Origin of the sequence: Nonomuraea sp. NPDC050556, assembly GCF_044457355.1 — a bacterium.
Taxonomy (GTDB): Bacteria; Actinomycetota; Actinomycetes; order Streptosporangiales; family Streptosporangiaceae; genus Nonomuraea.
The window spans coordinates 722025-734691 of the sequence record NZ_JBITGU010000001.1 but is presented as its reverse complement, the minus strand read 5'-3'; the positions used below and the strand labels follow the sequence as shown (position 1 = coordinate 734691).

At 68.5% G+C, this 12667-nt stretch carries 15 protein-coding genes and 1 pseudogene; 7 read left to right on the top strand and 9 right to left on the bottom strand.

Translation table 11 applies throughout. The annotated features are described in order from the left end of the window. Window positions 1-426 precede the first annotated feature (426 nt). On the top strand, window positions 427-942 hold the full coding sequence (locus ACIBG8_RS03700; protein WP_397343888.1) for a hypothetical protein: 516 nt from the start codon (window positions 427-429) through the stop codon (window positions 940-942). Between the two features lie 198 nt (window positions 943-1140). Here ACIBG8_RS03700 and ACIBG8_RS03695 read toward each other — a convergent pair whose 3' ends face one another. The 5 genes from ACIBG8_RS03695 to ACIBG8_RS03675 all read right to left on the bottom strand — a co-directional run bounded on the left by ACIBG8_RS03695 (window position 1141) and on the right by ACIBG8_RS03675 (window position 5851). After that, window positions 1141-1962 carry an ice-binding family protein gene (locus tag ACIBG8_RS03695; RefSeq protein ID WP_397340927.1) on the bottom strand — a complete coding sequence of 274 codons (822 nt, stop codon included), beginning with the start codon at window positions 1960-1962 and terminating at the stop codon, window positions 1141-1143. A gap of 209 nt (window positions 1963-2171) precedes the next feature. Continuing rightward, window positions 2172-2360 (bottom strand): hypothetical protein, encoded by a 189-nt coding sequence (locus tag ACIBG8_RS03690; protein WP_397340925.1) that lies wholly within the window; start codon window positions 2358-2360, stop codon window positions 2172-2174. Between the two features lie 337 nt (window positions 2361-2697). Then, window positions 2698-3183, bottom strand: a complete 486-nt coding sequence (locus ACIBG8_RS03685; RefSeq protein WP_397340924.1) for an SRPBCC domain-containing protein — start codon at window positions 3181-3183, stop codon at window positions 2698-2700. Window positions 3184-3595: 412 nt separating this feature from the next. Continuing rightward, complete coding sequence (gene pafA, locus ACIBG8_RS03680; RefSeq protein WP_397340923.1) at window positions 3596-4954, bottom strand: Pup--protein ligase; 1359 nt, start codon at window positions 4952-4954, stop codon at window positions 3596-3598. 60 nt (window positions 4955-5014) lie between these two features. Further along, a complete protein-coding gene (locus ACIBG8_RS03675) occupies window positions 5015-5851 on the bottom strand; it encodes a MerR family transcriptional regulator (RefSeq protein WP_397340922.1) in 837 nt (278 codons plus the stop codon). Between the two features lie 158 nt (window positions 5852-6009). Between ACIBG8_RS03675 and ACIBG8_RS03670 the strand changes: the two genes are divergently transcribed. Next, the gene (locus tag ACIBG8_RS03670) at window positions 6010-7179 is read left to right on the top strand and encodes an MFS transporter (RefSeq protein WP_397340921.1); all 1170 of its coding nucleotides are present in this window, start codon (window positions 6010-6012) and stop codon (window positions 7177-7179) included. Here ACIBG8_RS03670 and ACIBG8_RS03665 read toward each other — a convergent pair. Continuing rightward, entirely contained in the window at window positions 7164-7829 is a 666-nt protein-coding gene (locus tag ACIBG8_RS03665) for a hypothetical protein (RefSeq protein WP_397340920.1), read from the bottom strand. The two genes, ACIBG8_RS03670 and ACIBG8_RS03665, sit on opposite strands and share 16 nt — an antisense overlap. A gap of 111 nt (window positions 7830-7940) precedes the next feature. Continuing rightward, entirely contained in the window at window positions 7941-8081 is a 141-nt protein-coding gene (locus ACIBG8_RS03660) for a hypothetical protein (RefSeq protein ID WP_397340919.1), read from the bottom strand. A gap of 59 nt (window positions 8082-8140) precedes the next feature. Between ACIBG8_RS03660 and ACIBG8_RS03655 the strand changes: the two are divergent. From ACIBG8_RS03655 to ACIBG8_RS03635, 5 genes and pseudogenes are all read left to right on the top strand, one after another. Further along, window positions 8141-8596, top strand: a pseudogene (locus tag ACIBG8_RS03655) (sensor histidine kinase); the annotation flags it as partial. A gap of 76 nt (window positions 8597-8672) precedes the next feature. Beyond that, window positions 8673-9227, top strand: coding sequence for a response regulator (locus ACIBG8_RS03650; protein WP_397340918.1), 555 nt, complete (start codon window positions 8673-8675; stop codon window positions 9225-9227). A gap of 50 nt (window positions 9228-9277) precedes the next feature. After that, entirely contained in the window at window positions 9278-9763 is a 486-nt protein-coding gene (locus ACIBG8_RS03645) for a hypothetical protein (RefSeq protein WP_397340917.1), read from the top strand. A gap of 70 nt (window positions 9764-9833) precedes the next feature. Beyond that, on the top strand, window positions 9834-10322 hold the full coding sequence (locus ACIBG8_RS03640; protein WP_397340916.1) for a pyridoxamine 5'-phosphate oxidase family protein: 489 nt from the start codon (window positions 9834-9836) through the stop codon (window positions 10320-10322). Window positions 10323-10372: 50 nt separating this feature from the next. After that, window positions 10373-11527 carry a phospholipase D-like domain-containing protein gene (locus tag ACIBG8_RS03635; RefSeq protein WP_397340915.1) on the top strand — a complete coding sequence of 385 codons (1155 nt, stop codon included), beginning with the start codon at window positions 10373-10375 and terminating at the stop codon, window positions 11525-11527. On the opposite strand, the gene ACIBG8_RS03630 is transcribed toward ACIBG8_RS03635, so the two are convergent. Both ACIBG8_RS03630 and ACIBG8_RS03625 read right to left on the bottom strand, forming a co-directional pair. After that, window positions 11528-11872 (bottom strand): DUF1801 domain-containing protein, encoded by a 345-nt coding sequence (locus tag ACIBG8_RS03630; RefSeq protein WP_397340914.1) that lies wholly within the window; start codon window positions 11870-11872, stop codon window positions 11528-11530. It lies immediately after the preceding gene. A 15-nt stretch (window positions 11873-11887) separates the two neighbouring features. After that, a complete protein-coding gene (locus ACIBG8_RS03625) occupies window positions 11888-12637 on the bottom strand; it encodes an SDR family NAD(P)-dependent oxidoreductase (RefSeq protein ID WP_397340913.1) in 750 nt (249 codons plus the stop codon). Window positions 12638-12667 lie beyond the last annotated feature (30 nt).

The following is a 12667-nucleotide window of genomic DNA, read 5'->3' as shown; positions in this document are numbered from 1 at the left end:
CGGCCCAGTCCGTCGGCAGTGGAGGTGGGTGCTGTGGGTTGATCTTAGGCAGTGGCCGTCGCGGTGGCCTGGCCGTACCGGGACCTCCTCATCGCTGCTGGTGGCTGGCGCGGCTGAGGAAGGCGCCCACCTCGGCCGGGGCCTTTCGTGCTCATCACTTCCGCTGATGAGCCCTCCGGCAATTGCTCGTTGCCCTGCCTCGCGCGGGTGAGGACAGTGGAGTTCAGGCCGTCTCACGCTGCCCCGACGGTGCGGCAGGTCGGCCGTGAGCAGGGCGCACGGATGCTCTGGTGCACAACCCCACAGATGATCATCTGGCTCGGGGTTCACGTTCGACGAAACACACGGGTACGGCGACGCCTGCCGTACAGAGGATCGGTCCGCTGAAGGTACGCGCAACATCGACAGCACTGAAAGGGACTGATGATGGCCGCCACCAAGGGTCGGAAGCCTGCCCTCGTCGCGAACAGCACTAGCAGAGAGACGGTGTCTCGGCCGGTCGACTACGTCTGGGCGGCAGCGAGGATCAGCCTCGGCTGGATCTTCCTGTGGGCCTTCCTCGACAAGACCTTCGGCTGGGGCCTGGCCACACCGCCCGCCAAGGCCTGGATCTCCGGCGGGAGCCCCACCACCGGCTTCCTCAAAGGCGCCGGCGGCTTCTTCGCCGGCCTGGCCGGACAGCCGTGGGTCGACTGGCTCTTCATGCTCGGCCTCTTCGGCATCGGCACCGCCCTGATCCTGGGCGTCGGCTTGCGGATCGCCGCAGTTACCGGTGGGCTGCTGATGGTCCTGATGTGGGCGGCGGAACTGCCATTGGCCAACAACCCGTTCATGGACGAGCACCTCGTCTACGCCATCGTCCTGGCCGGCCTGGCCCTCGCGGGCGCAGGCGACACCCTCGGCCTCGGCCGGATGGTCCGGCCCTACCCTGCGCTGAGGTAGCCGCCATCCACGAGGGCCCGTGTGATCATGCCTCCTCCGCCCAGGGTGCCCTCAGGAAAGGCCCATCGAAGGCGACGATCACCGCACCGCTGCCCAGGCATTACCCCAGGAACGTAGCGGTACGGTGATTGCCGGGTCAGCGCGTCGCCCGAGAGGTCAGGCAGGAACCGATTGGCGCTGGGCCCCCCGTCCGACCGGTCAGCAGAGCGGTGCGGTGACGGTGTTGCCGATCATGGTGACCGCGGTTTGCGCCAGGGCACGGCCGGGCGTGAGTGTCGCGCCGTTCTGGGCGACGATGGCGGTCTTACCCAGGATGACGCCCTGGGCATGGGCCCCTGCCGACAGGGTGGCCTGGGCGGATGACTGCCAGAACACGTTGCACGCGCGCGCTCCGCCGCTCAGGACGATGTTGGCGGACGCCGCGAAGTTCAGTGCGCCGCCGACCTGGAAGATGAAGACGTCGGTGGGCCCGCCGTTGAGGGTGACGGTGTTGGACACGGTCACGTCGGTGGTCCACTTGTAGAGACCCTTCCCGATGGTCGTCGGTCCGGTGATCACACCGGCCGGGACGTTGAGGGTGTCGGGGGGCGTTCGCCCGGCCGCGTCGTTGTAGGCGGTGGTCTCGTTGCCTACCGCGGTGGTGAGATTGGTGGGGGTGGGCGAGGTGTAGTCGGCGGCGTATACCTTCCCGACCACGTGGGAGGAGGTCGCGTAGGTGCCGTCAGGGGCGAGGATCAGGCCGAAGCCGGTGATCGAGGTGGACCCGGACGGGGAGATCCCCACGTTGCCGGTGATCGCCGTGACCCCCGTGGTGGAGACTCCTGAGCTCGCCAGGATCGCGTAGTTGCCTGCTGCCCCCAGGTTCACCGGGCTGGGGTTGGTGTAGGCGTGGGCAGGCGAGGCGACCAGGACGGACGTCCCCAGGATCGCCAGCCCGCACAGCAGGATCGCGCTCCCCCGGGGTCCGGCACGGGTACGTCGTGAGACTGCGGGTACGGCGTGGACGGTTTCGGTTGACATGAGACCAGAACCTTTCTCGTTGCTGGGGCGCTCGATCGCTCCATGTCGCGGTGGCGACCGGGCGCGGGCGGTGGAGATCACATGCGATTGGTGGCTGACAGCTTGTGTCTCCTAGACGTCTTAACGTCATCACAGCTGCGGCTCTGGGGCTATCCCCGAGGACACCACGCTTATGACTGGCAATACGACGGAACTGTCACCAATACCTGTCAGCCGGTACGCTGCGCGGCGGCGTGCGCTGGGTCGACACCTCTGAGCACGGCGAGGGTCACGCCGCGCCGATCGGCGGCGACGTACAGCAGGATCGCGGTTTCGGCTCGGGGCGTCTCGACCCGCTGCTGCCGTGCGGTGCGACTGCCGCGCCCTCTGGTCTCGCTGCCGAGCTCGAGGATGTTCACCAGTGCATCACACCTGATCGCCTGGAATGGGCTCCAGACCCCGCAGCGGCAGCCATTCCTCAGCAAGCCGGGGGGACTCGCAGATCCCTTGAAATCCCAGCCAACTGGCAAGCCGCGGGCGTCGCGATCGGCGACGGGGTCGAAGTCAGCGGCATCTCGAGAAACCCATCTCCACCCTGCGGGGCCGAACGAGGCTGAGCACCTGGTCAGGCACCACAATCCGGAAACCCAGCTCTCCGAGCCGGCACCGGCCGGTCGTCCGTCCCAACCTCGCCGTGATCCATTGTCTGGTGAGCAGGTCGAACACCTGCTGAGGTGGCGCGCCGACGAGGACCTCCTAACGGAGGGACGTCCCGGCCGCTTGTGCCTGTCGTCGGGCGCGGTCTGCGGGGCTGCCGAACGGGCTTCCGTCGCCAGCCTCCAGGTAGTCGCGCAGGCTCGTCATGTAGTGCTGCCAGCTGCGGCTGCACATGCCGAAGCACTCCAGCGCCTCGCTCAGGCCCTGGTGGCGGAAGACGAGCTCGGAGGTGTCGCCGTCGACCGGGGTGATGGTGAACGTGGGCCTGGTGCCGATCCAGTCGGGCAGGAAAGGGCAGTCGATGACAGTCCATCGCACCGACGTCGGCCGGGCCGCCTCGTCGACGTGGATGACGAGTGGCTCGGGGGTGTTCATGAGGAACCGCAGCTCGCCGCCGGTCGCACCGGACCCGGTCGCCGGGTTCCACCATGCCGCGAGCCCCGTGACAGTGGTGAGCGCGTCGAAGAGGGCGTCAGGCGACGCTTTCACCCGCACGGTCGTCTGATAGTCCGCAGTGCTCGTCATGGCCAGGTCCTTCCGATTCGATGCTGGTTGTTGGGTGAGGAACAGGGCAGGCCTGTCAAGGTGGTCGCTCAGCGCCTCGCGCTCGCTCACGCCATCCCTCGGCGTGGCTTTCACAGGCCTTCGCGCGAACCCGGTCTCGACGACCCTCAGGCGTGTGCCGGAGCCAGCCGCTTCGAGGGTGAAGGCGGGCTTGTGACCTCCACGCCCCGCTCGATCCGGTCAGGGAATGCCATCGCAGCCTCCAGCTAATAGCAACCAACCGATTGCCACTCTATAGCAACCAACTGGTTGCATCAAGGCTCGGGAGTCTTCCCCGTCCAGCAACCCCAGAGCCTTCCCAAGAAGGGCACGGCACCGCCCAGGAACGGGAAGGCCGCAGGCCACCACGGCGCGGGCAGCGGGAGCGAGGCTGTCACATTCCGGCGATCAGCTTGTCCACTCTCTCGTCGACGCTGCGGAACGGGTCCTTGCACAGCACGGTGCGCTGCGCCTGGTCGTTCAGCTTCAGGTGCACCCAGTCGACCGTGTAGTCGCGCCGCTTCTCCTGCGCCTTCCGGATGAACTCGCCGCGCAACCGCGCACGAGTGGTCTGCGGCGGCACCGACTTCGCCTCGAAGATCTTGATGTCGGACGCCACCCGCTCCACCGCGCCGCGCTTCTGCAGCAGGTAGAACAGCCCGCGACTGCGACGAATGTCGTGGTAGGCCAGGTCGAGCTGCGCGACGCGGGGCGAGGACAGCGGCAGGTCGTACTTGTTCCGATACCGCTCGATGAGCTGATATTTCGCGACCCAGTCAATCTCCCGGGACACCAGGTCCAGGTTCCCGGTCTCCACCGCGCGGAGCGTGCGCTCCCACAGCTCCAGCACGCGCTTCGCCACCACGTCACCGCCGCGCCGGTCCACGAAGTCCCTCGCCTTGCCGAGATACTCCTGCTGGATCTCCAGCGAAGACGCCTCGCGCCCGTTGGCCAGCCGTACCCGCCGACGACCGGTCATGTCGTGGGAGACCTCGCGGATCGCCCTGATCGGGTTCTCCAGCGACAGGTCGCGCATCACGATCCCGGCCTCGACCATCCGCAGCACCAGGTCCGTCGCCCCGACCTTGAGCAACATCGTGCTCTCGCTCATGTTCGAGTCACCGACGATCACGTGCAGGCGGCGGAACCGCTCGGCGTCGCCGTGCGGCTCGTCGCGGGTGTTGATGATCGGGCGGGACCGGGTCGTCGCCGACGACACCCCTTCCCAGATGTGCTCGGCGCGCTGCGACAGGCAGTAGACGGCGCCACGCGGCGTCTGCAGCACCTTGCCCGCCCCGCAGATGATCTGCCGGGTGACCAGGAACGGGATCAGCACGTCCGCCAGCTGCCCGAACTCGCCCTGACGGCTCACGCAGTAGTTCTCGTGGCAGCCGTAGGAGTTGCCCGCCGAGTCGGTGTTGTTCTTGAACAGGTAGATGTCGCCGGCGATGCCCTCCTCGCGCAGCCGCTGCTCGGCGTCGATGAGCAGGCCTTCGAGGATGCGCTCGCCCGCCTTGTCGTGGGTGACGAGTTCGATGACGTTGTCACACTCTGGTGTTGCGTACTCGGGGTGGCTGCCCACGTCGAGGTACAGACGTGCGCCGTTGCGGAGGAAGACGTTGCTCGATCGGCCCCAGGACACGACCCTACGGAACAGGTACCGGGCCACCTCGTCCGGCGACAGCCTGCGCTGTCCCCGGAACGTGCAGGTGACGCCGTACTCGTTCTCCAGGCCGAAGATGCGACGGTCCATGACCTCACGCTACGTCCCCCAGGCCTCCAGCGGGGAAGATCTTGGGGTACGGCGTGCCGATCACCAGAAGCGCGGCTGGGCGGGAATGGACTCCAGGTCGGTGAGGAGCAGCTCGCGATCCTCGTCCTGGGCGATGTCCTCGGCGGCGCTCAGGGCCTGCTCGGTCCAGGCGCGGGCCTGCTCCTTGTCGCCCGCGACCGCGTGGGCGCGGGCCAGTGACTCGTAGGCGAAGGCCAGATCCCAGTCCCCGATGCCGTGCGCCCGGCAGATCTCCAGGCCGCGCCGCGCGTGGTGGAGGGCGGGCTCGGCCCGGCCCAGCACGGAGTAGACGCGCGAGCACTGCCACTCGCCGCGGCTGAGGTTCACCGGGGCGCCGACCTGGCCCCAGTGGTAGCGCGAGGCGTGCGCCATGTGCAGCATCCGGTCGTCGTCCTCGGCGCTGCGGTCCTCCTTCTCCATCAGCCGCCACACCCCGTTGAACAGATCGATGGCCGTACGCCGCTCGTCGCCCGTGTCCTGCTTGTCCTGGTCGGTCATCGCCGTGGTGACTCCGTCCTCGATGAGATGGTCGGTGCGGTGGAGCTCTCCCCTGACCCGGTCCAGGCGGGCCTGGAGGCGGCGCCGGTGCTGGATCAGCACCTGCTGGATCGCGACCTCGTCGTACGGCGTGGCCAGGCACGCGCGCACCTGCTCCAGCGGGACGTCGACCGAGCGCAGCAGCCGCACCAGCCGCGCGGGCGCGACCTGCTCGGCGCTGTAGAGCCGGTAGCCCGTGCCGGGGTCGACCGCGGCGGGCGACAGCAGGCCCACGCGGTCGTAGTGCCGCAGGGCCTTCGCGGTCAGGCCGACACGGCGTGCCAGCTGGCCGACCGTGATCAGCTCGGGTCCATCCACCATGTCCCGAACCTAGAACCTTGCCCCGCGGGAACCTCAACCGCAGCACGGCGCGTTCCGAGATCCTAAACAACAATGATCTCTAGTTGTTTTTTACCACTATGCATGATTAGTGTTCTGCTCGCACGGTCGACATCTCGAGACGGAGCAGGATGATGCAGATGAGCGCTCGCAGGACGAACCTCGTTCTGGCCACGCTGTCCTTAGGAATGTTCGTGCTCGGCAGCGGCGAACTGCTCGTGGTCGGGTTGCTGAACCTGATCGCGGCCGACCATCGGGTCCCCATTCCCGTGGCCGGAGGGCTGGTGACCGCCTATGCGCTGGGCCTCGCCATCGGCGGCCCGATCCTGACGGCGTTGACGATCAGGCTGAACCGGCGACTGATCCTGATCGGCGCGGTCGCTCTGGTCATCCTCTGCACCCTGACCCCGGCCCTGACCACGAATTTCGACCTGTTCATCGTGATGCGCGCGGTCATGGGAGCGCTGCACGGCCTGTTCGTCGCCGTCGGCTTCGTGCTGGCGATGTCGATCGTCGCGCCGGAACGCATGGGCCGGGCGATCTCCGTAGTCGTCTCCGGCCTGTTCGTGTCGACCGCTCTGGGCGTACCGCTGGGCACGCTGGTGGGTCAGGCGCTGGGCTGGCGAGGCTCCTTCACGGCTGTCGCCGTGCTCAGCGCGATCGCGCTGGTCGCCACGGTGATCCTGATCCCGTCCATGCCCAGCGCCGGTGGCGGCGCGGCCAGTCAGGCCAGGTACGCGTTCGCACCACGGGTGCTCGCCGCGCTGGTCGTGAACGTCGTGGCGTTCGCCGCGGTGTACGCGACGCTCACCTACATCGTGCCGTTCCTGGAGAACGTCACCGGCATCTCCGGCACGCTGATCGGCTTGTTCCTTCTGAGCTACGGCGTGGCCACCGCGGTGGGCTCCTTCGCCGGCGGCCGGTTCGCCGACGAGAACGCCTCGCGCACCCTGGTCATCGGTGCCGTGGGGGTGGCGGCCTCCCTGCTGGTGCTCTTCCTCGGCGCCACGATCCCGGTGCTCGTGGCGGTGGCGCTCCTGGCCTTCGGCTTGTTCGCCATGGGCATGGTGCCCTCGATGCAGTACCGCGTCGTGAGCCTGGCCGGGCCTGGTGGACAGCTGGCGTCCTCGCTACCGGTCTCCGCGGCCAACATCGGGATCGCCCTGGGTTCGTACGCCGGTGGCGTGGCGATCGGCGCCTCCACCCCCTTGTCCACGGTGGTCACCGGCTTGGTCATCGCGGTGATCGCCATCCCGGTCGCCTGGGCCACCAGCTTCCTCAAGCCCCCGGTGCTTCAAGGAGCGCTCTGATCGAGGTCCGGCGCCAGGGCCTGGGTACGTGCCTCCACGATCTGGCGCACGATCCGGCCGGCCCCACAGCCCTCGGCCGTGGCGTATGCCTCGGCGGCCAGGGCTACCGCGTCGTCCCGTCGGCCCTGTGCGGCGGCGATGTAGATCAGGCCCACCTGGTTGGCGGCGACGGCGGCGGGCAGCCCGAGCTCCCGGCACAGCCGTACGGATGCCTCCAGATGTTCCCGGGCGGAGTCCAACCGGCCTGCGGCGTGGTCGGCGATGCCCAGGTGCCTGAGCACCTCCCACTCGGTGTGCCGGTCGCCCGCCGCGGTGGCCAGGCCGTACGACTGCTCGAGGAGAGGGATGGCGCGGGCGGGGTCGTTCCGTACGACCTGGTGGAAGCAGCCCTCCCAGAACACCGAGTTCGCCTCGCCCGCCGCGTCGCCCAGCGCCCGGTAGAGGTGTGTGGCGCGTTCGAACAGCGGCAGCTCGCGCGGGTCCTCGCGCCGGTCGTCGAGGAACCTCGCGTGCAGGATCCGGCCCCTGGCCAGGGCGAGGTCGGCTTCGAGCCTGTCCAGCTCCTCCTCCGCCGCGCCCAGCTCACTGACGTCGCCGGTCGAGATGGCCCGCTCGTAGGACAGCTTGGCCTTCTCGATGCTTGCTTCCATGCCTGCCCCGATCATCCTGTCGCGGTCCATGAGACCGTACGCCGACCCTCATGGACATGCCAATCGGCCGTGACCGATCAGGCGTTCCTGGCCGGGTGCGCGCCGGGGTCGTCAGGGCAGGAGGGTCAGTGCCTTGGTGAGGCCGGGGTCGCGGCCGCGTGAGAGGTCGTCGGCTGTCAATGGCGCGTAGTGGTCGGGTGGCACGTCGATGGTGTTGATGATCTCCCTGTTGGGGCCGAGGCCGTACTTCACCGGGAACTCCAGGACGCGAGCTGCACGACGTGGTCGCCCACGGTCTGGCGGTCATCGTCATGCAGGCGCAGGGCGGCGCGGCCGCGTTCGCCAGGCGCCCGCAGGACACGCTCGCCGCCCTGGGCACCATCGTCGAGACCGGCCGCGCCTCGCTGGCCGACATGCGCCACGTCCTGGCCGCCACCGGCCCGCCAGCCACGCGTCCCGCGCCGGGCGTGGCCCGGCTGCCACACCTCGTCGACCAGGTGCGCGGCTCGGGGACGCCCGTCCTGCTGCACGTCGGCGGCAGGCCGGAGCCGCTGCCCACGGCGGTCGACCTGGCCGCCTACCGGATCGTCCAGGAGGCGCTGACCAACACCATGAAGCACGCGGGGCCGGGCGCGCGCGCCCAGGTCACGGTGACGTACGGCGAGCGCGACCTGACCGTCGAGGTGTGTGACGACGGCGTCGGCGGGCGGCGGCATGACGGTTCGGGCAACGAGTTGCGCGGGATGCGCGAGCGGGTGGCCGTGCTGGGCGGGTCGCTCAGCGCCGAGCCCGGGTCCACGGGCTTCGCCGTACGGGCTCTGTTGCCTTATGCGGGGAACCGGCATGATCCGGGTCCTCCTCGCCGACGACCAGGCGCTGCTGCGGGCGGGCCTGCGGATGATCCTCGACAACGCCGACGACATGAGGGTGGTCGGCGAGGCGGCGGACGGCGCTCAGGCGGTCGCCATGGTCGCCGAGACCGCTCCCGACGTCGTGCTGATGGACGTCCGGATGCCCGACGTGGACGGGATCGAGGCCACGCGGCTCATCCGCGCCCGGCACGGCGGGACCCGCGTCCTCGTGCTGACCACGTTCGATCTGGACGAGTACGTCTACGCCGCGCTCCGGGCAGGCGCGGGCGGTTTCGTGCTCAAGGACACTCTCGCACCCGATCTGCTCTCGGCGATCCGCGCGGTCGCCGGGGGCCACGCGATCGTGGCTCCGGCCGTGACCAGGCGGCTGATCGAGCGGCACATCGGCAGCGGCGACGGCCCGCTCCCCTGCTCCGACCTCGAGCTCCGCGCCCTCACCGAGCGAGAACGCGAGGTGCTCGCGCTCATCGCCCGCGGGCTGTCGAACGCCGAGATCAGGCCCGGCTCCCCGCCCGACGGCGGCTAGGCGGCTGCCCCTTTCGCTACGATGATCGCTGACTCACGCGAGGAGTGCGGATGCATCCGAATCCACCGCAGCCCATGTTTCCCCAGTACGGCCAGCCGCCCAGGCAGAAACCGCGGGCGAACACCGCGGCGGCGGTGGTCGCCGGTGTCCTGGCGCTGTTCACCGCCGCGATGCTCGTCTGGTTCGCGCTCAACGACGCGATCGTCGCCGGCGGGCAGACCGGCATGTGGTCCAGGATGGTGGTGCTGAACGTGCTCGGCGGCGTCATCGGCGCCGCGTCGCTGCTGGTCCCAGCCGGGTTCACGGTGGCGCGCAAGATCCCCGGCGCATGGACGCTGTGCGCGCTCTGCACGTTCTACGTCGTGGCGTCCCTCGTGGTGTCGCCGCTCCTGTTCGGCACGCCGTTCAGCGCTCAGCTCACGTTCCTCTTCGGCTTCCACAAGACCAACGGCGTCATCATCGGGCTGGCGGTCATCTTCGCCATCCTGACCGCGATCACGGCGGCGATCGCGGCCAGCGTGAAGTCGTTCAGATGAGGTCTGCCGCTTTCTGTCGGTGGCCTCTGCGAGGATCCGCCGTAGGCGCCACGACCAGGGAGTGATCAATATGGCAGAGACCTTCAAGGCACTGAGTGATGACTTCCTCCGCTTCACCGGGGAGATCGTCTGGTGCACCCTCACCTCGGTGGACGACCATGGACACCCCCGATCGCGCATCCTCCACCCCATCTGGGAGGTGATCGACGACCGCCCGGTCGGCTGGATCGCCACGGGCAGGACTCCGGTCAAGACGAGGCACCTGGACAACAACCCCCACGTGTCCTTCTCGTACTGGAGCCCAGCCCAGAGCGTCGTCCTTGGCGAAGCCGTCGCGTCATGGGTCGACGACCCGGCGACGAAGCGCCACATCTGGGATCTTTTCACCACCACCCCGCCACCCCTCGGCTATGACCTGCGGATCACCGGCGCGGATGGCCCGGAAAGCCCGGCCTTCACGCCCCTGCGCCTCGACCCCTCCCGGGTCCAGGTCCTCGACGGCGCCGAGTTCCCGCGCAACTTCACCCCCCGTACGGCTGTGCTGGGTGTGTCTGGTTAGTCCCGATCAGCGACTTGTGGTGCCACGGTGTGTAGTGACACGCTTACATCATGACCGTGTTCGCCGGAGGCAAGATCGAAGCGTTCGTCGGGCCCACCGAGCTGGGCGCTGCCGACAACCTCGAACGTGTGATCATCGACTTCATCAACGGAGCCAAACGTTTCCTCGACATCGCCGTCCAGGAGCTCGACTCCGAACCCATCGCCCAGGCCATCCTCGACGCGCGCTTCCGTGGCGTGAACGTCCGCATGGTCCTGGAGCAGGACTACCTCGTCTCCGCCAAGCTGCCGGCCGTCTCCCTGCAGATGGGCGAGGACGATGACGCCGCCCGCCGGCGCGTCCAGTGGGGCCAGGAGCTCGGCGCCAAGAGCCTGGAGCCCAACCGCAGGATCCTGGCCGCCCTGCTGCGCTGCAACATCGACGTCAAAGCCGACTACAACCCGGCGATCTTCCACCAGAAGTTCATCATCCGCGACTACCGCGAACGCGCCCTGCCGACGTCGGCGATCCTGTCGGGTTCTGCGAACTTCACCGACACCGACAGCCACCGCAACCTCAACCACGTCGTGATCTTCCACGACTCCCGCATCTGCCGCGAGTACACGGAAGAGTTCAACCAGATGCGCCAGGGGAAGTTCGGCCGGGGCGAGCACGGCAAGATACCCGCCGCCTACAACCTCAACGGAATCCCGGTCAAGGTGCTGTTCGCCCCCGATCACGCACCCGAGCTGGAGATCATGAAACAGATGCTCAAGGCGACCAGCCGCGTCGACTTCGCGATCTTCACCTTCTCCGGCTCCTCGGGCATCGACGACGCCATGATCGCCCTGGCCGAGGCCCGCCGTACCATCACCGGCGCCATGGACCCCGGCCAGGGCGCCCAGACCTGGGCCGCCACCCACGACCTGGACCGCGCCCACATCGAGCTGTACTTCCCCAAACGCAGCCCCGCCTTCGGCAAGCTGCACCACAAGCTCATGGTCATCGACGAGGCCACCGTCATCGCCGGATCCTTCAACTACACCGCACCGGCCAACAACTACAACGACGAGAACATCTTCGTCATCGGCAGCCCCTACCCCGACCTCCCCAAACGCGAGGGAGGCCCGGTGGACCCGGCCGCCTGCGCCGAACTGGCCCGCTACTTCCGCACCGAGATCCACCGCATCGAAGCAGCGGGCGAACGTTTCATCGGCCAGCCCTGACTACAAGGCGGCCGTGGTCTTTCCCAGGACGTCGGCGATTCGCGCGTAGTCGATGTCCTGGCCTTCCGCGATGTCGACGGCCTTGCGTTCGCCCTTGCCCAGGGCCCTGAGGAAGCCCTTGGCCACGGGGATGTCCGTGGCGTTGAACACCATGAAGGACACCTTGTCCCGGGCGACCGCGATGACGGCCGCGAACTCGCCGTGCTTGAGGAAGTGCGGCTTGCCGTACAGCAGCCGCTCCTCCGCCACGGGAATGGTCTCGTGGACCATCGCGCGCAGCTTCTCGCAGACGTCGATCTGCCACGGCGCGGTGTTGTCGATGTACTTGGTCACGTCGTCGTTCATGGTCTTCTCCAGAGGTCAGTCGACGAGGGCGCCGCAGGAGATGTTCACCTGCGTGGACGTCATGCTCCTGGCGTGGTCAGACGCCAGGAATGCGGCGACCCGGCCCACGTCGTCCAGGGTCGCGGCGCGCTTGAGCAGGGTGGCGTCCACCATCTTCTGCTTGAACGGCGCCGTCTCGGGAAGGTCGGGCAGGGACTCGGGGATCCCGCTGGTGCGCATCGAGAGCACGCGGACCGAGTGCGGGCCGAGCTCGCAGGCCCACTGCCGCCGCATCGCCTCGATCAGGTCGCACCCGACCTGTACGGTTCCCAGTCCGGGCGTGGAGTTGCCCGCGTCCGAGCCGCCGAAGTGCAGGATGACCCCCGAGCCCTGCTTGACCATGTGCCGTGCTGCTGCCTGGGTGGTCAGCAGGAACGAGCGCGCCACCTTGTCCATGGCCCTGCCGAAGTCGGCGACGGGCATGTCGAGCAGCGGCACGAACAGCGCGTCCTGCGCGATGAGGTTGATCGACACGTCGATGCTGCCGGTCTGTGCCGCGATGGAGTCGACCCAGCCGTTGACGGCGCTGTCGTCCAGGGCGTCCACGATCGCGGTCTCGGCCAGGCCGCCCCGGCGGCGGATGTCGGTGGCGACGGTGTCGAGCTTGCCCGGGGTGCGGCCGGCGAGGAAGACCCGCGCCCCCTCGGCGGCGAAGCCGCGCGCCATCGCCCCGCCGATGTCACCGCCGCCCCCGTAGATCACCGCGGTCTTGTTCTCCAGCAGCATGTCGTCTCCGTCCGTCGGTTCGATGGCTCG